Annotated in this window: 22 protein-coding genes; 13 read left to right on the top strand and 9 right to left on the bottom strand. The window is 70.0% G+C overall.

The genetic code is table 11. The features are described 5' to 3' along the window. Together ACH4S8_RS36280 and ACH4S8_RS36275 are read left to right on the top strand one after the other, a co-directional pair. On the top strand, positions 1 to 150 hold a 150-nt coding region (locus ACH4S8_RS36280), incomplete at its 5' end, for a hypothetical protein (protein ID WP_398401911.1). Between the two features lie 160 nt (positions 151 to 310). Next, the gene (locus ACH4S8_RS36275) at positions 311 to 1,129 is read left to right on the top strand and encodes a hypothetical protein (RefSeq protein WP_398401887.1); all 819 of its coding nucleotides are present in this window, start codon (positions 311 to 313) and stop codon (positions 1,127 to 1,129) included. Between the two features lie 75 nt (positions 1,130 to 1,204). Here the strand turns inward: ACH4S8_RS36275 and pgl are convergent, their stop codons facing one another. The 5 genes from pgl to tkt are packed head-to-tail and all read right to left on the bottom strand — an operon-like array spanning position 1,205 to position 7,810. After that, positions 1,205 to 1,987: a 6-phosphogluconolactonase gene (gene pgl / locus ACH4S8_RS36270; protein ID WP_398401885.1), complete on the bottom strand. Its 783-nt coding sequence runs from the start codon at positions 1,985 to 1,987 to the stop codon at positions 1,205 to 1,207. Next, a complete protein-coding gene (gene opcA / locus ACH4S8_RS36265) occupies positions 1,984 to 3,045 on the bottom strand; it encodes a glucose-6-phosphate dehydrogenase assembly protein OpcA (RefSeq protein WP_398401883.1) in 1,062 nt (353 codons plus the stop codon). The genes pgl and opcA overlap by 4 nt, the downstream gene beginning before the upstream one ends. Continuing rightward, positions 3,042 to 4,565: a glucose-6-phosphate dehydrogenase gene (gene zwf / locus ACH4S8_RS36260; RefSeq protein WP_398401881.1), complete on the bottom strand. Its 1,524-nt coding sequence runs from the start codon at positions 4,563 to 4,565 to the stop codon at positions 3,042 to 3,044. Before zwf ends, opcA begins: the two co-directional genes overlap by 4 nt. A 4-nt stretch (positions 4,566 to 4,569) precedes the next feature. Further along, on the bottom strand, positions 4,570 to 5,688 hold the full coding sequence (gene tal, locus ACH4S8_RS36255; RefSeq protein WP_398401878.1) for a transaldolase: 1,119 nt from the start codon (positions 5,686 to 5,688) through the stop codon (positions 4,570 to 4,572). A gap of 34 nt (positions 5,689 to 5,722) precedes the next feature. Further along, positions 5,723 to 7,810: a transketolase gene (gene tkt, locus ACH4S8_RS36250; RefSeq protein WP_398401876.1), complete on the bottom strand. Its 2,088-nt coding sequence runs from the start codon at positions 7,808 to 7,810 to the stop codon at positions 5,723 to 5,725. A gap of 353 nt (positions 7,811 to 8,163) precedes the next feature. On the opposite strand from tkt, the gene ACH4S8_RS36245 reads away from it, so the two are divergent. The 3 genes from ACH4S8_RS36245 (at position 8,164) to ACH4S8_RS36235 (ending at position 10,801) form a co-directional block, all read left to right on the top strand. Next, entirely contained in the window at positions 8,164 to 9,117 is a 954-nt protein-coding gene (locus ACH4S8_RS36245) for a heme o synthase (protein ID WP_398401910.1), read from the top strand. Between the two features lie 93 nt (positions 9,118 to 9,210). Continuing rightward, positions 9,211 to 9,567 (top strand): hypothetical protein, encoded by a 357-nt coding sequence (locus ACH4S8_RS36240; protein WP_398401874.1) that lies wholly within the window; start codon positions 9,211 to 9,213, stop codon positions 9,565 to 9,567. Positions 9,568 to 9,694: 127 nt separating this feature from the next. Continuing rightward, positions 9,695 to 10,801, top strand: a complete 1,107-nt coding sequence (locus ACH4S8_RS36235; protein WP_398401872.1) for an amidohydrolase family protein — start codon at positions 9,695 to 9,697, stop codon at positions 10,799 to 10,801. A 53-nt stretch (positions 10,802 to 10,854) separates the two neighbouring features. Here ACH4S8_RS36235 and ACH4S8_RS36230 read toward each other — a convergent pair whose 3' ends face one another. From ACH4S8_RS36230 to ACH4S8_RS36215, 4 genes are all read right to left on the bottom strand, one after another. Beyond that, positions 10,855 to 11,862: a heme A synthase gene (locus tag ACH4S8_RS36230; protein ID WP_398401870.1), complete on the bottom strand. Its 1,008-nt coding sequence runs from the start codon at positions 11,860 to 11,862 to the stop codon at positions 10,855 to 10,857. Positions 11,863 to 11,921: 59 nt separating this feature from the next. Next, complete coding sequence (locus ACH4S8_RS36225) at positions 11,922 to 12,737, bottom strand: ABC transporter permease (protein ID WP_398401868.1); 816 nt, start codon at positions 12,735 to 12,737, stop codon at positions 11,922 to 11,924. A gap of 88 nt (positions 12,738 to 12,825) precedes the next feature. After that, positions 12,826 to 13,749, bottom strand: a complete 924-nt coding sequence (locus ACH4S8_RS36220; RefSeq protein ID WP_398401866.1) for an ABC transporter ATP-binding protein — start codon at positions 13,747 to 13,749, stop codon at positions 12,826 to 12,828. 11 nt (positions 13,750 to 13,760) lie between these two features. Next, positions 13,761 to 14,603, bottom strand: a complete 843-nt coding sequence (locus tag ACH4S8_RS36215) for an aminoglycoside N(3)-acetyltransferase (protein ID WP_398401864.1) — start codon at positions 14,601 to 14,603, stop codon at positions 13,761 to 13,763. A 161-nt stretch (positions 14,604 to 14,764) separates the two neighbouring features. Here ACH4S8_RS36215 and ACH4S8_RS36210 point away from each other — a divergent pair, with 161 nt between their 5' ends. The 8 genes from ACH4S8_RS36210 (at position 14,765) to ACH4S8_RS36175 (ending at position 21,541) form a co-directional block, all read left to right on the top strand. Then, complete coding sequence (locus ACH4S8_RS36210; RefSeq protein WP_398401862.1) at positions 14,765 to 15,508, top strand: helix-turn-helix transcriptional regulator; 744 nt, start codon at positions 14,765 to 14,767, stop codon at positions 15,506 to 15,508. After that, a complete protein-coding gene (sufB, locus tag ACH4S8_RS36205) occupies positions 15,505 to 16,926 on the top strand; it encodes a Fe-S cluster assembly protein SufB (RefSeq protein ID WP_037625848.1) in 1,422 nt (473 codons plus the stop codon). The genes ACH4S8_RS36210 and sufB overlap by 4 nt, the downstream gene beginning before the upstream one ends. Before the next feature lie 57 nt (positions 16,927 to 16,983). Beyond that, complete coding sequence (gene sufD / locus ACH4S8_RS36200) at positions 16,984 to 18,204, top strand: Fe-S cluster assembly protein SufD (protein ID WP_398401860.1); 1,221 nt, start codon at positions 16,984 to 16,986, stop codon at positions 18,202 to 18,204. After that, positions 18,204 to 18,527 (top strand): bifunctional 3-phenylpropionate/cinnamic acid dioxygenase ferredoxin subunit, encoded by a 324-nt coding sequence (locus ACH4S8_RS36195; protein ID WP_261703358.1) that lies wholly within the window; start codon positions 18,204 to 18,206, stop codon positions 18,525 to 18,527. Before sufD ends, ACH4S8_RS36195 begins: the two co-directional genes overlap by 1 nt. An 8-nt stretch (positions 18,528 to 18,535) precedes the next feature. Next, positions 18,536 to 19,309 carry a Fe-S cluster assembly ATPase SufC gene (sufC, locus tag ACH4S8_RS36190; protein ID WP_398401857.1) on the top strand — a complete coding sequence of 258 codons (774 nt, stop codon included), beginning with the start codon at positions 18,536 to 18,538 and terminating at the stop codon, positions 19,307 to 19,309. Next, positions 19,306 to 20,562, top strand: coding sequence for a cysteine desulfurase (locus tag ACH4S8_RS36185; protein ID WP_398401855.1), 1,257 nt, complete (start codon positions 19,306 to 19,308; stop codon positions 20,560 to 20,562). The genes sufC and ACH4S8_RS36185 overlap by 4 nt, the downstream gene beginning before the upstream one ends. 101 nt (positions 20,563 to 20,663) lie before the next feature. Further along, positions 20,664 to 21,128: a Fe-S cluster assembly sulfur transfer protein SufU gene (sufU, locus tag ACH4S8_RS36180; RefSeq protein WP_398401853.1), complete on the top strand. Its 465-nt coding sequence runs from the start codon at positions 20,664 to 20,666 to the stop codon at positions 21,126 to 21,128. Positions 21,129 to 21,202: 74 nt separating this feature from the next. After that, positions 21,203 to 21,541, top strand: coding sequence for a metal-sulfur cluster assembly factor (locus ACH4S8_RS36175; RefSeq protein ID WP_398401909.1), 339 nt, complete (start codon positions 21,203 to 21,205; stop codon positions 21,539 to 21,541). Positions 21,542 to 21,604: the final 63 nt, after the last annotated feature.

Genomic DNA, 21,604 nt, shown 5'->3' with positions numbered 1-21,604 from the left:
ATCGACTCCTTCGACCAGTGGGGCGTCGAACTCGGCAAGGTCCTCGCCAAGCGCGTCGAACCCGCCCTGACCGAAGGCGCCGACGTACCCGGACTGGACGGATCGAGCAAGGCCCTGGTCGCCAAGTACCGTGAACTGCGCGGTCGTTGAGCCTGAATGAGGGGAAGCGGGCGGCGGGAGTCCGCCCGCTTCCCGTAGCATCCTCCGTGATCACGATGGCGATCGTTCGGGGGAGCGGGAATTGGCCGGGTCACGTGAGAGATGGACGAGGGACCGACTGACGGTCAGGACCTTCCTGAAGCCGAAACGGATGGCGAAGGCGCTGTTCCACCCGGCGTGGATTCCCGAGCCCGTCGATCCGTCGGTGGAGCGCCTCAAGCGCGTTCGGGTCGTCGCCGGAGCGGTCGCGGCGTTCGGCGTGTACACCTTCGTGCAGCACAAGTTCGACACCACGGAGATCCTGGGCAACATCCTGACGGCGGCCGTCGTCCTGCTGTTCATCACGCCGCTGACCGTGGGCGTGATGCTCTTCGTATGGCGGCGCACCGGCACCGTCCGGCAGCTGCGGGGCCCGCTCCTGAGCTCGCTCAAACTGCTGCTGCTGTTCATCGGCACGGCCGTGGTCGCCGTGCTGCTCATGCAACTGGCGACCGCCGTCGGAGGCGCCGCGCTGGTCCCGCTCGGGTTCGTGGCGCTCTATCTGATCGCCGTCGTCGCCTACGGAGCGGTCACGCTGTCGGGGAACTACTTCGGTTCCGGAGCCGTGCACCGCTGTCTGCCGCCGCTGCTCGCCTCGGTGACGACCTGGCTCATGGCCATCCCCGATCTGGTCACCGGTGACCTGCACGGACTCAGCCTCAGGATGGGTGTCGTCTTCATCCTGGGCGCCCCGGTGACCGTCACCGCCATCGCCGTCCTGGAGATGAACCGGCTCCGCCGCCACTACGGCATCCGGCTGCGCGCCCACCCCGCGACGCTGCCGGTCCTGCGCCCGGCGGCCTACCCGCCGGGGACCCCGTATCTCCCGCCCCAGGGAACCCCGTTCCCGCCCGGCAACCCGTACGCGCCGTATCCGCCGGCGCCGGGCGCGGGGCACAACCCGTACGGCCGCGGACCCTATGGAAGTTGACGACGACGAACGACCGCGGGGGCGGCGAGGTCACATGACCCCGCCGCCCCCGCGGTCGGTTCTGCCGCTCCGCCGTCAGGCGGACGCCGGCGGGTACAGCGAGCGGGGCAGTTGTGACGCCGCTGCCGCGTCCAGGAGCCACAGGGTGCGTGAGCGGCCGTACGCGCCGGCGGCCGGCGCCTGGATCTCGCCCGCGCCGGACAGGGCGATCGCGGCCGCCTGGGCCTTGTCCTCGCCGGCCGCGAGCAGCCACACCTCGCGGGCGGAGCGGATCGCGGGCAGGGTCAGTGAGATCCGGGTGGGCGGCGGCTTGGGCGCGCCGTGCACGCCGACCACCGTCCGCTCCGTCTCCCGCACCGCGGGCAGCTCCGGGAAGAGCGAGGCCACGTGGGTGTCCGGGCCGACGCCCAGCATGAGGACGTCGAAGGCCGGGACCGGGCCGTGGTTCTCCGGCCCGGCGGCCTTCGCGAGCTCCGCCGCGTACGACTCCGCCGCCGCCTCGACGTCGGCGCCGTACGGGCCGTCGGACGCGGGCATCGCGTGCACCCGCGCCGGGTCCAGCGGCACCGCGTCGAGCAGGGCCGCGCGGGCCTGCGTGTCGTTGCGGTCGGGGTCGCCCCCGGGGAGGTACCGCTCGTCGCCCCACCACAGGTCCAGACGCGCCCAGTCGACGGCGTCCCGGGCGGGCGCGGACGCGAGCGCCGCGAGGAGCCCGTTGCCGTTGCGCCCGCCGGTGAGCACGATCGACGCGTAGCCGCGCGAGGCCTGCGCGTCCACGATCTTCGTGATCAGCCGCGCCGCCGCGGCCTCGGCCATCAGTTCCTTGTCGCGGTGGACGACGAGCTGCGGGGTGTTCACTCGGCGGCCGCCTTGTCCGCCGCCTTCTTGGCGAGCGTCTCGGCCACCCCCGCGGGGGAGTCCTTGGCGACCGGGGCCGTCTTCGTGGCGGTCGCGGTGCCGCCCGAGGAGGTGGACCCGGCGGTGTCCGCCGCCGCGTTCAGCCGGTCCACCCCGAAGCGCAGCGCCGAGGCGTAGGTGTCGTCCGGGTCGAGGCGGCGCAGCTCCTCCGCCATCAGCTCGGCCGTGTCCCGGCGCTTGAGCGCCACGGCACGGTCGGGCTGCCCCTGGATGGACAGCGTCGCGAGGGTGCCGTCGGCGCGGTCCAGGACGATCGGGCCGCAGCTCGTGTCCAGCCGGACCGCGGTGAGGCCGGGGCCCGAGGACAGCGACCGCTTGACCGGGACCTCCAGCCGGTCCGCGAGCCACATCGCGAGCAGCTCGCAGCTCGGGTTGAACTCCTCGCCCTCCACCTCGACCGCGTCCACGTCGCAGGTGACCTGGTCCAGGGCCGCGGCCAGCATCGAACGCCAGGGCGTGATGCGGGTCCACGACAGGTCGGTGTCGCCCGGGGTGTAGGTCTCGGCGCGGGCGTTGAGCTCCCGTACCGGGGCCTCGGCGGCGTAGGTGTCGGTCACCCGGCGCTGCGCGAGCGCGCCGAGCGGGTCGTTCGCCGGGTCGAGCGGCGCGTTCACCGGCCACCAGACGACGACGGGCGCGTCCGGCAGCAGCAGCGGCAGGACGACCGACTGGGCGTGGTTGATCACCTCGCCGTACAGGCGCAGCACCACCGTCTCGCCGGTGCTCGCCTCCGCACCGAGCCGCACCTCGGCGTCGAGCCGCGACGTCGTGCGGTCGCGGGGCGAGCGGGAGACGCGCTTGATGACCACGAGGGTGCGCGAGGGGTGCTCGCGCGAGGCCTCGTTGGCGGCCCTCAGGGCGTCGTAGGCGTTCTCCTCGTCGGTGACGATGACGAGGGTGAGCACCATGCCTACGGCGGGTGTGCCGATGGCGCGGCGGCCCTGGACGAGCGCCTTGTTGACCTTGCTGGCCGTGGTGTCCGTGAGATCGGTCTTCATGGGCGACGCCAGCTCCGTCCGTCTCGTTCGAGCATTTCGTCGGCCTCGACGGGTCCCCAGGTGCCCGAGGGGTACTGCGCGGGCTTGCCGTGCTTGTCCCAGTACTGCTCGATCGGGTCGAGGATCTTCCAGGACAGCTCGACCTCCTCCGTACGCGGGAAGAGGTTCGAGTCGCCGAGCAGCACGTCGAGGATCAGACGCTCGTACGCCTCCGGGCTCGACTCGGTGAAGGACTCGCCGTACGCGAAGTCCATCGAGACGTCCCGGATCTCCATGGAGGTGCCGGGCACCTTGGAGCCGAAGCGGACCGTGACGCCCTCGTCGGGCTGGACGCGGAAGACGATCGCGTTCTGGCCCAGCTCCTCCGTCGCCGTGTGGTCGAAGGGGGAGTGCGGTGCGCGCTGGAAGACGACCGCGATCTCGGTGACGCGGCGGCCCAGGCGCTTGCCGGTGCGCAGGTAGAACGGGACTCCCGCCCAGCGGCGGTTGTCCACCTCCACCTTGATCGCGGCGAAGGTGTCGGTCTTCGACTTGGGGTCGATACCGTCCTCCTGGAGGTAGCCGACGACCTTCTCGCCGCCCTGCCACCCCGCCGCGTACTGGCCGCGGACCGTGCTCTTGCCCAGGTCCTTCGGCAGCCTGGTCGCGCCGAGCACCTTGGTCTTCTCCGCGGCGAGCGCGTCCGCGTCGAAGGAGGAGGGCTCCTCCATGGCGGTCAGCGCCATCAGCTGAAGCAGGTGGTTCTGGATGACGTCACGGGCGGCACCGATGCCGTCGTAGTAGCCGGCCCGGCCGCCGATGCCGATGTCCTCGGCCATCGTGATCTGGACGTGGTCGACGAACGACCGGTTCCAGATCGGCTCGAACATCGTGTTGGCGAAGCGCAGCGCCAGGATGTTCTGGACCGTCTCCTTGCCCAGGTAGTGGTCGATGCGGAAGACCTGGTCCGGGGCGAAGACCTCGTGCACGATCGCGTTGAGCTCCTCGGCCGACTTCAGGTCGTGGCCGAAGGGCTTCTCGATGACCGCGCGGCGCCAGGAGCCGCCCGACTGGTCCGCCAGCTTGTGCTTCTTCAGCTGCTGGATGACCACCGGGAACGCGGACGGTGGTACGGACAGGTAGAAGGCGAAGTTGCCGCCCGTGCCCTGCGCCTTGTCCAGCTCCTCGATGGTGGAACGCAGCCGGTCGAAGGCGTCGTCGTCGTCGAAGGTGCCCTGGACGAAGCGCATGCCCTGGACGAGCTGCTGCCAGACCTCCTCGCGGAAGGGGGTGCGGGCGTGCTCCTTGACCGCGTCGTGGACCTCCTGGGCGAAGTCCTCGTGGGCCCACTCGCGGCGGGCGAAGCCGACGAGCGAGAAGCCCGGCGGAAGCAGACCGCGGTTGGCGAGGTCGTACACCGCGGGCATCAGCTTTTTACGTGACAAATCGCCCGTGACGCCGAAGATGACCAGGCCCGACGGCCCCGCGATACGCGGGAGCCGTCGGTCTGCGGGGTCACGCAGCAGGTTGCTGCTCGACAAGGTTTCAGCCCTCCGAAGGGGCGAGGCGCTGGAGCTCCGCCTCGGTCGACTTGAGCAGGTCGTTCCAGGAGGTCTCGAACTTGTCGACGCCCTCGTCCTCCAGGAGCTGGACCACGTCGTCGTAGGAGATCCCGAGCTTCTCGACGGCGTCGAGTTCGGCACGGGACTGCTCGTACGTGCCGGCGATGGTGTTGCCGGTGATCTGTCCGTGGTCCTCGGTGGCCTCCAGGGTGGCCTCCGGCATGGTGTTCACGGTGTTCGGCGCGACCAGCTCGTCGACGTACAGGGTGTCCTTGTACGCGGGGTCCTTGACGCCGGTCGAGGCCCACAGCGGGCGCTGCTTGTTGGCCTGCGCCCGGTCCAGGGCGGCCCAGCGGTCGGTGGAGAAGACCTCCTCGTAGGCCTCGTAGGCGAGCCGGGCGTTGGCGACGCCCGCCTTGCCGCGGGCGGCCTTGGCCTCGGGGGTGCCGAGGGCGTCGAGCCGCTTGTCGATCTCGGTGTCCACACGGGACACGAAGAAGGACGCCACCGAGTGGATCTTCGAGAGGTCCAGGCCGCGCTCCTTGGCCTTCTCCAGGCCGGCCAGGTAGGCCTCCATGACCTCGCGGTAGCGCTCCAGCGAGAAGATCAGCGTGACGTTGACGCTGATGCCGAGGCCGATGACCTCGGTGATCGCCGGCAGACCCGCCTTGGTGGCCGGGATCTTGATGAGGGTGTTGGGGCGGTCCACCAGCCAGGCCAGCTGCTTGGCCTCGGCGATGGTCGCCGTGGTGTTGTGCGCGAGGCGCGGGTCGACCTCGATCGAGACCCGGCCGTCCTGGCCCTCGGTCGCGTCGAAGACGGGACGCAGGATGTCGGCGGCGTCGCGGACGTCCGCCGTGGTGATCATGCGCAGGGCCTCTTCGACGGTGACCTTGCGGGCAGCCAGCTCGGTGACCTGCTGCTCGTAGCCGTCTCCGCTGCTGATCGCCTTCTGGAAGATCGACGGGTTGGTGGTGACGCCCACGACGTGCTGCTGGTCGATCAGTTCGGCCAGGTTGCCGGACGTGATCCGCTTGCGCGACAGGTCGTCCAGCCAGATCGCGACGCCTTCCTCGGAGAGGCGCTTGAGTGCGTCTGTCATGGAAATTGCATCTCCTACGTGTCGTATGTCAGCGTCAGCGCTGGGCTGCGGCGATCGATTCCCGGGCGGCTTCCGCGACGTTCTCGGCAGTGAAACCGAATTCGCGGAAGAGCACCTTGCCGTCGGCCGAAGCACCGAAGTGCTCCAGCGAAACAATGCGTCCGGCGTCCCCGACGAACCGGTGCCAGGTGAGACCGATTCCGGCCTCGACCGAGACACGGGCCTTCACCGACGGCGGCAGGACGCTGTCCCGGTACCCCTGGTCCTGCTCGTCGAACCACTCCACACACGGCATGGAGACGACCCGCGTGGGGACGCCCGCGGCCTGGAGCCGCTCACGCGCCTCGACGGCCACGTGCACCTCGGAGCCGGTGCCGATCAGGATGACCTCGGGCGCGCCGCCCTCGGCCTCGAACAGCACGTAACCGCCCTTGGCGGCGTCCTCGTTCGCCTCGTACGTCGGCACACCCTGACGGGTGAGCGCGAGACCGTGCGGGGCGCCCTTGCCGAACACCTTGGTGTAGCGCTTGAGGATCTCGCGCCAGGCGATCGCCGTCTCGTTGGCGTCCGCGGGACGGACGACGTTGAGGCCGGGGATGGCGCGCAGCGAGGCGAGGTGCTCGACCGGCTGGTGGGTGGGGCCGTCCTCGCCGAGACCGATCGAGTCGTGCGTCCACACGTACGTCACCGGCAGGTGCATCAGGGCCGACAGGCGGACCGAGTTGCGCATGTAGTCGGAGAACACCAGGAAGGTGCCGCCGTAGATGCGGGTGTTGCCGTGCAGCGCGATGCCGTTCATCTCCGCGGCCATGGAGTGCTCGCGGATGCCGAAGTGGATCGTGCGGCCGTACGGGTTCGCCTCGGGGAGCGGGTTGTCCGCCGGGAGGAAGGACGACGTCTTGTCGATCGTGGTGTTGTTCGAGCCGGCGAGGTCGGCGGAGCCGCCCCACAGCTCGGGGATGACCGCGCCGAGGGCCTGCAGCACCTTGCCGGACGCGGCGCGGGTGGCGACACCCGTGCCCGCCTCGAAGACGGGGAGCTTCTCCTCCCAGCCGCTCGGCAGCTCGGTCGCGGCGATGCGGTCGTACTCCGCCGCGCGCTCCGGGTCGGCGGTACGCCAGGCGGCGTAGCCCTTCTCCCACTCGGCCTTGGCCTGGGCACCCCGGTCGAGCGCCTGACGGGTGTGGGCCAGCACCTCGGCGGCGACGTCGAAGGACTTCTCCGGGTCGAAGCCGAGGACGCGCTTGGTGGCCGCGACCTCGTCGTCGCCGAGCGCCGAGCCGTGCGCGGCCTCGGTGTTCTGCGCGTTCGGGGCGGGCCAGGCGATGATCGAGCGCATCGCGATGAAGGACGGCTTGTCCGTCACCTTCTTCGCGGCCTCGATCGCGTTGTAGATGGCGTGCGGGTCGAGGTCGCCGTCCGGCTTCGGGGCGATCCGCTGCACGTGCCAGCCGTACGCCTCGTAGCGCTTGACCGTGTCCTCGGAGACCGCGGTCTCCGTGTCGCCCTCGATCGAGATGTGGTTGTCGTCCCACAGCAGGATCAGGTTGCCGAGCTTCTGGTGCCCGGCCATGGAGGAGGCCTCCGCGGAGATGCCCTCCTGGAGGCAGCCGTCACCGGCGATCGCGTAGATGAAGTGGTCGAACGGGGACTCGCCCTGCGGCGCGTCCGGGTCGAACAGGCCACGCTCGTAGCGGGCGGCCATCGCCATGCCCACCGCGTTGGCGACACCCTGGCCGAGCGGACCGGTCGTGGTCTCCACGCCCGGCGTGTGACCGTACTCGGGGTGTCCGGGGGTCCTGCTGCCCCAGGTCCGGAAGGACTCCAGGTCGTCCAGCTCCAGGCCGAAACCGGCCAGGTAGAGCTGGGTGTAGAGGGTCAGGGACGAATGGCCGGCGGACAGCACGAAGCGGTCGCGGCCAACCCAGTCGGTGTCCGCCGGGTCGTGCCGCATCACCTTCTGGAAGAGGGTGTAGGCGGCGGGCGCCAGGCTCATGGCCGTACCGGGATGGCCGTTGCCGACCTTCTGTACGGCATCGGCGGCCAGGACGCGGGCGGTGTCCACGGCCCGCTGGTCCAGCTCGGTCCACTCGAGGTCTGTGGTGGTCGGCTTGGTGCTCACCCTGGGTCAGGGCTCCTCTCCACATGTCACACATGTCGAAATGCCGGTGCACTGGGCGCCCCGGCCGTTGTCGAGCCTACCCCCGTGAGTACGCGCGTTTTTTCGAGTCATTCCAGACTGCCGGGACTCATCGGGATCCGCCTCCCGACTGGGCCGTTCCGTGTTCGGCACATGAATACGGAGCCGCTCGTCCGAGTGCTCAATCGAGTCTCGATCAGCTCTTCCGGCCGCACTCCCCAACACGGGCGCACCCCCGCGAATGCCGGGGTCTGGGCAACGTCTACAGTGGCGTGGTACGCGCGGGCCTTTACGGGGAATTCATCCCGGGGCTCGCTGGGATGTCTCTGTCAGGGGTGTGCGTGACGGCCGTCGAATCCCGTCCAGCGGGTGTGCTCGGGACGAGCAGCAGCCGGGGCCAGCGGCCGTTCGGGGCCCGTCTCAAGGCGTTCGTGGCGCTGACCAAGCCGCGGATCATCGAGCTGCTGCTGATCACCACCGTTCCGGTGATGTTCCTGGCCCAGCAGGGTGTGCCCGATCTGAAGCTGGTGCTCCTCACCTGCCTCGGCGGTTATCTGTCCGCGGGCGGCGCCAACGCGCTCAACATGTACATCGACCGCGACATCGACGCCCTCATGGAGCGCACCTCGCAGCGGCCGCTCGTCACCGGCATGGTCAGCCCCCGTGAGTGCCTCGCCTTCGGCATCACGCTGGCGGTCGTGTCGACCCTGCTGTTCGGTCTCGCCGTCAACTGGCTGTCCGCCTGGCTGTCGCTCGGAGCGCTCCTCTTCTACGTCGTCGTCTACACGATGATCCTCAAACGGCGTACCTCCCAGAACATCGTCTGGGGCGGGATCGCCGGCTGTCTGCCCGTGCTCATCGGCTGGTCGTCCGTCACGAACTCCATGTCGTGGGCGCCGGTCATCCTCTTCCTCGTCATGTTCTTCTGGACGCCGCCGCACTACTGGCCGCTGTCGATGAAGGTGAAGGACGACTACGCGCGCGTGGGCGTGCCGATGCTGCCGGTCGTCGCGAGCAACAAGGTGGTCGCCCGCCAGATCGTCCTCTACAGCTGGGTGATGGTCGCGGTCTCGCTGCTGCTCACCCCGCTCGGGTACACGGGCTGGTTCTACACCGTGGTCGCGCTCGGCGCGGGCGGGTTCTGGCTGTGGGAGGCGCACGGTCTGCAGAACCGGGCCAAGGCCGAGGTGACGGGCGTCAAGCTGAAGGAGATGCGGCTGTTCCACTGGTCGATCACCTACGTGTCGATCCTCTTCGTGGCCGTCGCGGTGGACCCCTTCCTCCGCTAGACCGCCTGGAGAACTCGAACGGGAGGGGTGCGTGGTCAAGGCCACGCACCCCTCCCGTCGCCCTTTGATCTACCCGTCGGTAGCATCCTGGCCATGGCAGAAACCCAGCAGATCGACGAGACCCCCGGCACCGTCCAGGACCCGAGGGCCGACCGTGCCGCCGCCAAGCTCGCGCAGCGGATCACCGCCTTCTCCAAGGCGCACGGCGGGGCCGAGGCGCAGGTCGCGTACATCGGACAGCGCGGCGCCCGCATCGTCCTCGTCGGCGAGGACGGCGGCTGGGGCGACCTCGTGGCGACGAGCTACGAGATCGCCGAGAGCGCCGTGAAGAAGGCCGGGATCACCGTCCACGAGACCTTCGACGGCGAGTTCGCGGCCAAGGTGAAGACCGGTCCGTACGAGTGGAAGCGCATGGCCGGCATCCAGGTCGGCGGTCCCTCCAACGACTGACACGTCACCCGTCGCACGGACGGCCGACAATCGTCGGCTGTTCGCACGGGGTGTGCGCGACCAACACCTGACACCCGGCTCAGCCGTTAGGACCTGAAAAGCAACGGTCCATTCGCGGGGAGTCCGGATGATCGAAACGCCGTCCCTCGTGGACCAGTACTGCCACGGCGTACTGCGGACGGAACTGGGCCTCGGCACGTTCGAGGCCCACCTCCTGAGGACCGAGGCGCTGCCGGCCGCGGGCACCACCTTCTTCGACACCCAGACCGGCTTCGCCGTACGGCGCTGGTGCCCGCCCCTGCTCGGGCTCGAACCGCACTGCTCGCCCGCCCGTTATCTGGCCCGGCGCCGTGAACTGGGCGTCCTGGAATCGGGGCGAAGACTGCTGCGCGGCAGCGGCATCACCACGTATCTCGTGGACACCGGGCTGCCCGGCGATCTGACCGGGCCGGGCGAGATGGCCTCCACGGGAGCCGCCAGGGCGCACGAGGTCGTCCGTCTGGAGCTGCTCGCCGAGCAGGTCGCCGACACCTCGGGAACCGTCGAGGCCTTTCTCGCCAATCTCGCCGAGTCCGTCCACGGAGCCGCCGCGAACGCCGTGGCCTTCACCTCCGTGGCGGGCGTGCGGCACGGTCTGGCCCTCGCGCCCGAACCGCCCGGACCCGGGGAGGTCCGGGGCGCGGCGGGCCGCTGGCTGGCGGGCCGACGGGTGGGCGGGGCGCTCACCGACCCGGTCCTGCTGCGCCATCTGCTGTGGATCGCGGTCGCCTCGGGCCTGCCCCTGCAACTGCACGCGGGCCTCGGTGACCCCGGACAGCGCATCGACCGCACCGACCCCGTGCTGCTCACCGACTTCGCCCGCGCCACCGCCGGCCTCGGCACCGACCTGGTCCTGCTGCACGGCTACCCGTACCAACGGCACGCGGCCCACCTCGCCGGGGTCTTCCCGCACGTCTACGCCGACCTGGGCGCCGCCCTGGCGCGCACCGGCGCGCGGTCGGCCGCCGTCCTCGCCGAGATACTGGAACTGGCGCCCTTCGGCAAGCTCCTGTTCTCCAGCGGAGCGCAGGGCCTTCCCGAACTCCATGTGATCGGAGCACACCTGTTCCGCGAGGCGCTCGCCCGCGTGCTCGGCGAGTGGGTCGCCGAAGGGGCCTGGTCACCGGCCGACGCCCAGCGGGTCGCGGCCCTGATCGCGGCGGGAAACGCCCGGCGGGTGTACGGGCTGGAGTGAGCGCCCAGAGGCGGGAGCGGGGCGGGAGCCGCCCGAAGGCGGCCCCGGAGGGGCTACGCGCGGGTGAGGGCCGAGGTGGTCGCGGGACCCGGCAGGTCCGTCACGATCTCCGGGCGTTCGCGCAGGGACAGCAGGACCCGCACCACCCCGATCCACACCAGGCAGGAGCCGAGCATGTGGAGGGCGACCAGGGCCTCGGGCAGGTCGGTGAAGTACTGGACGTAGCCGATGACGCCCTGGGACAGCAGGATCAGGAACAGGTCACGGGTGCGCCGCAGGGGACCCTCGGGGGCGTCCACCGCCTTCAGGACGAACCAGAGGGCGAAGGTCAGCGTCACGACGATCCAGGCCAGCACGGCGTGCAGCTTGGCGACGTTCTCCCAGCTGACAGGGATGCGGTCGACCTCGCTCGAGTCACCCGCGTGCGGTCCCGCGCCGGTGACGACCGTGCCGGCCGCGATCAGCAGGACGGAGGCGGCGACCAGGAACCAGACGAGCTGCTGCACCGACTTGCCGACGAGCGGACGCGGTGCCGCGTCGCCCTCGCGGGTGCGCTGCCACATGAGCGCCGCGACGGTGATGAGCGCGGTGGAGAGCAGGAAGTGGGCGGCGACCGTGTACGGGTTGAGGCCGACCAGGACGACGATCCCGCCGAGGACCGCGTTGCTCATGACGATCCAGAACTGGGCCCAGCCGAGCCGGGTCAGGCCGCGCCGCCACGGCTTCTGCGAGCGCGCCGCGATGATCGCCCAGCCGACGGCGGCGCACAGCACGTACGTCAGCATGCGGTTGCCGAACTCGATGGCGCCGTGGAAGCCCATCGCGCTCGTCGCCGTGAGCGAGTCGTCGGTGCACTTGGGCCAGGTCGGGCAGCCGAGGCCGGAGCCGGTGAGCCGCACGGCACCGCCGGTCACCACGATCACGACCGACATGACGAGCGCCGCGAGGGCCGCGCGCTGCACCGTCCGGGAGGCCGGGGTCCAGCGCTCGGCGATGAAGGCGAGCGGATTGCGCACCGCGCTGAGGGCGTCGGCTCGGGTCAGGTTCTGCACGCGCACCATCGTAGGGGCCCGCTTGTGCACGCTTTCACGAGGGTCCGCCCCCGGACGGGACGATTCCGTCACTCCCAGCGGAAGAAGCGGCCGGCCGCGCCGAGCCCCACGACCGCCCAGACCGCCAGGACGCCCAGGTCCCCCCAGGGCATCTGGGCGCCGTGCTGGAGCACCGCCCGCAGGCCGTCGGAGAGCGCCGAGATGGGCAGCAGGCCCAGCACGTCCTGGGCACCCGCGGGGAACTTGTCCAGCGGCACGATCACCCCGCCGCCGACCAGGAGCAGCAGGAAGACGAGGTTCGCGGCGGCCAGCGTCGCCTCCGCCTTGAGCGTGCCCGCCATGAGCAGGCCGAGCCCGGAGAAGGCGGCCGTGCCGAGGACCAGCAGGAGCAGGACGGCCAACGGGTTGCCGTGCGGCGACCAGCCCAGCGCGAAGGCGATCGCGGTGAGCAGGATCACCTGGAGGATCTCGGTCACCAGGACCGACGCCGTCTTCGCGGTCATCAGTCCCCAGCGGGGGAGCGGCGAGGCCGCCAGCCGCTTCAGGACGCCGTAGCGGCGCTCGAAGCCCGTGGCGATGGCCTGGCCGGTGAACGCCGTCGACATCACGGCCAGCGCCAGGATGCCCGGCGCCAGGAAGTCGACCGCCTTGCCCGGGCCCGTGTCGATGATGTCGGCCGAGCTGAACAGGACCAGCAGCAGCGTCGGGATCACCACCGTCAGCAGCAGCTGCTCGCCGTTGCGCAGCAGCATCCTCGTCTCCAGCGCGGCCTGCGCCCCGATCATGCGCCGCAGCGGGGCGGCGCCCGGCTTCGGGGTGTACGTGCCGGCGGCGGTCACGGACGCGGCTCCTCGCCGGTCGGCTCCAAGCTGTGCCTGGCTCATGAACGCAGCTCCTTGCCGGTCAGTTCCAAGCTGTGCTTTCCCGGGGGACAACCCCCGGACCCCCGGCCGGGCTCCGGTCGCACTTGGTTCATGAGCGCAGCTCCTTGCCGGTCAGCTCCAGAAAAACGTCTTCCAGGGTGTGGCGCTCGACCGAGATCTTCTCCGGCATCACACCGTGCTGGGCGCACCAGGACGTCACGGTCGCCAGCAGTTGCGGATCGACCTTGCCGCCGATCCGGTAGGACCCGGGTGTCAGCTCGGCCGCCGTGCAGTCCGTGGGCAGGGCCTTGAGCAGCGAGCCCACGTCGAGTCCCGGGCGGCCGGTGAAGCGCAGGGTGTTCTCGGCGCCGCCGCGGCACAGTTCCTCGGGGGAGCCCTGGGCGACGACCCGGCCCGCGTCGATGATCGCGACGTCGTCGGCGAGCTGTTCGGCCTCGTCCATGTGGTGCGTGGTGAGGATCACCGAGACACCGTCGGACCGCAGGTCGCGGACCAGGTCCCAGGTGGCGTGGCGGGCCTGCGGGTCGAGGCCGGCGGTCGGCTCGTCCAGGAAGACCAGCTCGGGCCGGCCGACGACCGCCATGGCGAGCGCGAGGCGCTGCTGCTGGCCGCCCGACAGCCGCCGGTACGTGGTGCGGCCGCAGCCGCCCAGGCCGAGCCGCTCGACGAGCGCGTCCACGTCCAGGGGGTGGGCGTGCAGTTTCGCGACGTGGCGGAGCATCTCGTCCGCGCGGGCGCCCGAGTAGACGCCGCCGGACTGGAGCATCACGCCGATACGGGTGTGCAGCTCGCCGGACTGTCTCGCCGGGTCGAGGCCCAGGACGCGCACCGTGCCGGAATCCGGCTTCCGGTATCCCTCGCAGGTCTCGACCGTGGTCGTCTTGCCCGCGCCGTTGGGTCCGAGGACGGCGGTGATGCCCGCCGTGGCCACCAGGTCGAGGCCGTCCACCGCGGTCTTCGTGCCGTACCGCTTCACCAGGGCCTGGACCTGGACCACGGGCTCGCTTCGCATGAGGAGCAAGTCTAGGGACGTCGCGGCGACCCGGAACCGCCGGGGGCGGCAGCGGTCTCCACGGCCAGGTCCCGCGGCCGGTGCACCGGCAGCCACCGCTCCGCGTACGCCACCGCGTCGGCCACCGGGAAGAGCCGGGCCCGGGCCGCGCCCACGGTGCCCCGTACGACGGGACGGTCCCGTTCGAAGTCGGAGCCCAGCTCCTCGAACATCTCGGAGGTGATCGACACCTCCCGCACCGTCTCCCAGCCCGTGGGCGACGGCCGTCCGACCTCCACGACGGGCGCGGGGACGCGGTACTCGGCCAGGTGGAAGCTGGTGCAGGTGTCGTAGCCCGCGCCGAGCAGCAGGACCCGGGCCCCGCGGGCCTCCAGCCGGGCCAGCGGGCTCCGCTCGCCGAGCCGGCAGTCGACCGCGTGCCCGCCGACGACCGCCGCCGCGGCCGGGCCCACCGCCGCGAACGAGGTCTCCGGGTGGTCGCTGCGCAGGGCGCCGGGCCAGGTGCGGACCGTCTCGGGTATCACGCCGACTCCGCGGGAGGGCGTCACGCGGGGGTCGTAGGCGGGCATGGTCGCCCGGATGGCCGGCCACCACTCCTCGGGGACCGGCGGGCGGCTCCACAGCGCGGGGTCGGAGAGGTCGCCGGACTGGGTCGGGACCACCAGGGTGCCGCCTGGACCCAGGGCGTCGAGCAGTCCCTGGACGACGGCCACGGCGCCGCCGTTGACCCACCCGAGGGCGCTCAGCGAGGAGTGTGCGAGAAGCGTTTCCCCCGTTCGGACGCCGAGCGCGCGCAGGTCCGCCGCGAGGGTGTCCCGGGTGACGAGTGGGCCGGTCGGAGGGGGTGTCGACATGGTCCGGGAGTCTTCCCGAGAGCGGGCCCGCGTGCCACCGAATTGATCGATCAAAGATCGTTTGCCCAGGTCACCTTAGGTATACCTAAGTGACGCAGCGCACCGTCCGCCCCGGAGGGCGCGGCTTGTCAGGTCCTGAGGAATTACGCAACAATGGTGTTGTGAAAAACGTTGGCGAGGCTCGGGAGACCCCCGCGGGGGCCCCGCAGGAGGAACTCGCGACCGGTGAGCGCTCGACGCGCAACCGGGTCGTGCGGTCCGTCCTGGACCACGGCCCGTCGACCGTCGCCGACCTGGCGGGCCGACTGGGCCTGACCCACGCCGCCGTGCGCCGTCATCTGGACGCCCTGGTCGCCGACGACATCGTCGAAGCACGTGAGCAGCGGGTCTACGGAGCGCGTACGCGCGGTCGTCCCGCCAAGGTGTTCGCCCTGACCGACTGCGGCCGGGACGCCTTCGACCAGTCCTACGACAAGCTCGCCGAGGACGCCCTGCGCTGGATCGCCGAGCGCGAGGGCGGGGACGAGGCGATCCTCTCCTTCGCCCGCGCCCGGATCGCCGCACAGGCCGGGGCGTACCGCGAAGCCGTCGAGGCCGCGACCCCCGAGGAGCGCACGGAAGCGCTGGCGAAGGCCCTCAGCAAGGACGGGTACGCTGCCACGGCGCGCAGCGCACCGGTCGGCGAGCAGCTCTGCCAGCACCACTGCCCGGTCGCGCATGTCGCCGAGCGGTTCCCGCAGCTCTGCGAGGCGGAGACGGAGTTCTTCTCCCAGCTGCTCGGCACGCATGTCCAGCGACTGGCCACCATCGCCCACGGCGACGGGGTGTGCACGACGTTCATCCCCAAGATCTCGCACGACACTCACAACGCATCCGCAAGCACGGCCGGGAGGAACCCCGCATGACGCTCCCCACGGAGACTGCCCACCCCGAACTCGAGGGTCTGGGCAAGTACGAATACGGCTGGGCCGACTCCGACACGGCCGGCGCCTCCGCCAAGCGCGGTATCAACGAGGACGTCGTCCGGGACATCTCCGCGAAGAAGAGCGAGCCGGAGTGGATGACCAAGCTCCGTCTCAAGGGCCTGCGCCTCTTCGAGAAGAAGCCCATGCCCAACTGGGGTTCCGACCTGTCGGGCATCGACTTCGACAACATCAAGTACTTCGTGCGCTCCACGGAGAAGCAGGCGGAGTCCTGGGAGGACCTGCCCGAGGACATCAAGAACACGTACGACAAGCTCGGCATCCCCGAGGCGGAGAAGCAGCGCCTCGTCGCCGGTGTCGCGGCCCAGTACGAGTCCGAGGTCGTCTACCACCAGATCCGCGAGGACCTGGAGGAGCAGGGCGTCATCTTCCTGGACACCGACACCGCCCTCAAGGAGCACCCGGAGCTCTTCAAGGAGTACTTCGGCACGGTCATCCCGGTCGGCGACAACAAGTTCGCGTCGCTGAACACCGCGGTGTGGTCCGGCGGCTCCTTCATCTACGTGCCGAAGGGCGTGCACGTCGAGATCCCGCTCCAGGCCTACTTCCGTATCAACACGGAGAACATGGGCCAGTTCGAGCGGACGCTGATCATCGTCGACGAGGACGCCTACGTCCACTACGTCGAGGGCTGCACGGCGCCGATCTACAAGTCGGACTCCCTGCACTCCGCGGTCGTCGAGATCATCGTGAAGAAGGGCGCCCGCTGCCGTTACACGACCATCCAGAACTGGTCGAACAACGTCTACAACCTGGTCACCAAGCGCGCCGTGGCGTACGAGGGCGCGACCATGGAGTGGATCGACGGCAACATCGGCTCCAAGGTCACCATGAAGTACCCGGCCGTCTACCTGATGGGCGAGCACGCCAAGGGCGAGACCCTGTCCATCGCCTTCGCGGGCGAGGGGCAGCACCAGGACGCCGGCTCCAAGATGGTCCACATGGCGCCGAACACCTCCTCGAACATCGTGTCGAAGTCGGTGGCGCGCGGCGGCGGCCGTACGTCCTACCGCGGTCTCGTCGAGATCGGCGAGGGCGCCCACGGCTCCAAGTCGAACGTCCTGTGCGACGCGCTGCTCGTCGACACCATCTCCCGTTCGGACACGTACCCGTACGTGGACGTCCGCGAGGACGACGTGTCCATGGGCCACGAGGCGACCGTCTCCAAGGTCTCCGAGGACCAGCTCTTCTACCTGATGAGCCGTGGTCTGACCGAGTTCGAGGCGATGGCCATGATCGTGCGCGGCTTCGTCGAGCCGATCGCCAAGGAACTGCCCATGGAGTACGCCCTCGAGCTCAACCGGCTGATCGAGCTCCAGATGGAGGGCGCGGTCGGCTGACGCCGAACACCGTCCCCGTCAAGCCACTCACGTAAGAAAGCGAGCAGACCGACAGCCATGGCTGAGGCTCAGAACTCCCCCAAGTCCTCGACTGCGCTCGGACAGGGGGGACCCCCACCTGCGGGCTCGACCACCGCGGGCCAGATCGCGGTGGCCGCCGAGTCGACCGTCGCCACGCGCATGAGCGCGCCCCCGTCCTTCGACGTGGCGGACTTCCCCGTCCCCCACGGCCGCGAGGAGGAGTGGCGGTTCACCCCGCTGGAGCGCCTGCGCGGGCTGCACGACGGCACCGCCGTCGCGACCGGCGAGGGCGTACGGGTCGAGGTGCAGGCCCCCGAGGGCGTCACCGTCGAGACGGTCGCCCGTGACGACGCGCGGATCGGCCGGGCCGGTACCCCGGTGGACCGTGTCGCCGCCCAGGCGTTCTCGGCGTTCGAGAAGGCCGGCGTCGTCACCGTCCCCAAGGAGGCGGTGCTCACCGAGCCCATCCGGATCGCCGTGCACGGCGAGGGCGGTGTCGCCTACGGCCACCAGGTCATCGAACTGGGAGCCTTCGCCGAGGCCGTCGTCGTCATCGACCACACCGGTGACGCGGTCCTCGCCGCCAACGTCGACTACGTCCTCGGCGACGGCGCCAAGCTGACCGTCGTCTCCGTCCAGGACTGGGACGACACGGCCGTCCACGTCGGCCAGCACAACGCGCTCATCGGCCGCGACGCCACCTTCAAGTCCTTCGTGGTCACCTTCGGCGGCGACGTCGTACGCCTCCACCCCCGCGTCGCGTACGCGGGCACCGGCGGCGAGGCCGAGCTGTTCGGCCTGTACTTCACGGACGCCGGCCAGCACCAGGAGCACCGTCTCCTGGTCGACCACAACACCCCGCACTGCAGGTCCAACGTCATGTACAAGGGCGCGCTGCAGGGCGAGGGGGCGCACGCCGTCTGGATCGGCGACGTCCTCATCGAGGCCAAGGCCGAGGGCACGGACACCTACGAGATGAACCGCAACCTGGTTCTGACCGACGGTGCCCGCGTCGACTCCGTGCCGAACCTGGAGATCGAGACCGGCGAGATCGTCGGCGCCGGCCACGCCTCCGCGACCGGCCGCTTCGACGACGAGCAGCTCTTCTACCTGATGGCCCGCGGCATCCCCGCCGACGAGGCGCGTCGTCTGGTGGTCCGCGGCTTCTTCGCCGAGCTGGTCCAGCAGATCGGTGTCGACGACATCGAAGAGCGCCTCCTCGTGAAGATCGACGAGGAGCTGGAGGCGTCGCTCTGATGCCCGGCACCTTCGTGCGCGTCTGTGGGCTGAGCGAGCTGGAGGAGAACACCCCCAAGCGGGTGGAACTCGACGGCACGCCGGTCTCGGTCGTGAAGACCGAGGGGGAGGTGTTCGCGATCAACGACATCTGCTCGCACGCGAACGTCTCGCTCTCCGAGGGCGAGGTGGAGGACTGTCAGATCGAATGCTGGCTGCACGGCTCCGCGTTCGACCTCCGCACCGGCAAGCCGTCCGGCCTTCCCGCGACGCGCCCCGTCCCCGTATACCCCGTTCAGATCGAAGGGGACGACGTGCTCGTCTCCCTCAACCAGGAGTCCTGAGGCAACCCATGGCAACGCTTGAAATCCACGACCTGCACGTCACCGTCGAGGCCGACAACGCCACGAAGGAGATCCTCAAGGGCGTCGACCTGACCGTGAAGCAGGGCGAGACGCACGCCATCATGGGCCCCAACGGCTCCGGCAAGTCGACCCTCGCCTACTCGCTCGCGGGCCACCCCAAGTACACGGTCACCGGCGGCACCGTCACCCTCGACGGCGAGGACGTCCTCGCGATGTCCGTCGACGAGCGCGCCCGCGCCGGCCTGTTCCTGGCGATGCAGTACCCGGTCGAGATCCCCGGCGTCTCGGTCTCCAACTTCCTGCGCACCTCCGCCACCGCCGTCCGCGGCGAGGCCCCCAAGCTGCGCACCTGGGTGAAGGAGGTCAAGGAGACCATGGAGCGCCTCTCCATGGACCCCTCCTTCGCCGAGCGCAACGTCAACGAGGGCTTCTCCGGCGGTGAGAAGAAGCGCCACGAGATCCTCCAGCTGGAGCTGCTCAAGCCGAAGATGGCGATCCTCGACGAGACCGACTCCGGCCTGGACGTCGACGCCCTGCGCATCGTCTCCGAGGGCGTCAACCGCGTCCGCGAGACCGGCGAGGTGGGCACCCTGCTCATCACGCACTACACGCGCATCCTGCGCTACATCAAGCCCGACTTCGTCCACGTCTTCTCCGGCGGCCGCATCGTCGAGTCCGGCGGCGCCGAGCTCGCGGACAAGCTGGAGAACGAGGGCTACGAGTCGTACGCAGTCGACACGAAGGGTGGCGTATCCGCGTGACGCAGCTGCCGGGCCTCCTCGACACCGAGGCGATCCGCAAGGACTTCCCCATCCTGGACCGCCAGATCCACGACGGTAAGAAGCTGGTGTACCTGGACAACGCGGCGACCTCGCAGAAGCCGCGCCAGGTCCTGGACGCCCTGAACGAGTACTACGAGCGCTACAACGCCAACGTCCACCGCGGTGTGCATGTGCTCGCCGAGGAGGCCACGGCGCTGTACGAAGGCGCGCGCGACAAGATCGCCGCGTTCATCAACGCGCCGAGCCGCGACGAGGTGATCTTCACCAAGAACGCCTCCGAGTCGCTCAACCTCGTGGCCAACATGCTCGGTTGGGCCGATGAGCCCTACCGCGTGGACCACGAGACCGAGATCGTCATCACGGAGATGGAGCACCACTCCAACATCGTTCCGTGGCAGCTGCTCTCGCAGCGCACCGGCGCGAAGCTGAAGTGGTTCGGCCTCACCGACGACGGCCGTCTCGACCTGTCGAACATCGACGAGATCATCACGGAGAAGACGAAGATCGTCTCCTTCGTGCTGGTGTCGAACATCCTGGGCACCGTGAACCCGGTCGAGGCGATAGTGCGCCGCGCCCAGGAGGTCGGCGCCCTGGTCCTGATCGACGCGTCCCAGGCCGCGCCGCACATGCCGCTCGACGTCCAGGCCCTCCAGGCCGACTTCGTGGCCTTCACCGGTCACAAGATGTGCGGTCCGACGGGCATCGGCGTCCTGTGGGGCCGCCAGGAACTCCTGGAGGATCTCCCGCCGTTCCTCGGCGGCGGCGAGATGATCGAGACCGTGTCGATGCACTCGTCGACGTACGCTCCGGCGCCGCACAAGTTCGAGGCGGGCACGCCCCCGATCGCGCAGGCGGTCGGACTCGGCGCGGCGATCGACTACCTGTCCTCCATCGGCATGGACAAGATCCTCGCCCACGAGCACGCGCTCACCGAGTACGCGGTGAAGCGGCTCGCGGAGGTCCCCGACCTGAGGATCATCGGCCCCGCCACGGCCGAGGACCGCGGAGCGGCGATCTCGTTCACGCTGGGCGACATCCACCCGCACGACGTGGGCCAGGTGCTCGACGAGCAGGGCATCGCGGTCAGGGTCGGTCACCACTGTGCCCGTCCGGTCTGCCTGCGCTACGGAATTCCTGCGACCACGCGGGCGTCGTTCTATCTGTACTCCACGCCGTCCGAGATCGACGCTCTGGTCGACGGCCTGGAGCACGTAAGGAACTTCTTCGGCTGAGGGGCTGGCTGGGAACGTGCTGTGCCATCCCGGGGGGGGCAACCCCCGGACCCCCGGCCGGAAGGCCATGTAACGGACACTGGGATGCGAGGTTCGCCGCAGTGAAGCTGGATTCGATGTACCAGGAAGTCATCCTGGACCACTACAAGCACCCGCACGGGCGCGGTCTGAGGGACGGCGACGCCGAGGTGCACCACGTCAATCCCACGTGCGGTGACGAGATCACCCTGCGTGTGAAGTACGACGGCGAGCGGATCGAGGACATCTCGTACGAGGGCCAGGGCTGCTCGATCAGCCAGGCCTCGGCCTCCGTACTGAACGACCTCCTGGTCGGCAAGGACGTGTCCGACGCGCAGAGGATCCAGGAGACCTTCCTGGAACTGATGCAGTCCAAGGGCCGGATCGAGCCCGACGACGCGATGGAGGAGGTGCTGGAGGACGCGGTCGCGTTCGCCGGTGTCTCCAAGTACCCGGCCCGGGTCAAGTGCGCCCTCCTCAGCTGGATGGCGTGGAAGGACGCGACGGCCCAGGTTCTGGGCGAGAGCGCCGAGAGGAAGACGGCATGAGCGAGAACACTGTGACATCGGACGAGACCGCCGTGACGTCGGACGAGTCCGTGGTCGCGGCGGCCGAGGCCGCCGTGGCACCGGCCGAGGGCCTGACGTCGAAGCCCGCCTCCGAGGAAGAGGTCCGCGAGGCGCTCTACGACGTCGTCGACCCCGAGCTGGGCATCGACGTCGTCAACCTCGGCCTCATCTACGGCATCCACATCGACGACGCGAACATCGCGACGATCGACATGACCCTGACGTCCGCGGCCTGTCCGCTCACCGACGTCATCGAGGACCAGGCCAAGTCCGCCACGGACGGCCTCGTCAACGAGCTGCGCATCAACTGGGTCTGGATGCCGCCGTGGGGCCCGGACAAGATCACGGACGACGGCCGCGAGCAGCTTCGGGCGCTCGGGTTCAACGTCTGATCTTCTCGCTCCGGGGCCCCGGCTCCTGAGTGCCTCGCACGGGGCGGCGCCTTCGGGTGCCGC

Source organism: Streptomyces sp. NPDC021080 (assembly GCF_044333225.1).
Lineage (GTDB): Bacteria > Actinomycetota > Actinomycetes > Streptomycetales > Streptomycetaceae > Streptomyces.
The sequence above is the reverse complement of the archived record's forward strand: the minus strand, read 5'-3'. Positions and strand labels throughout refer to the sequence as shown.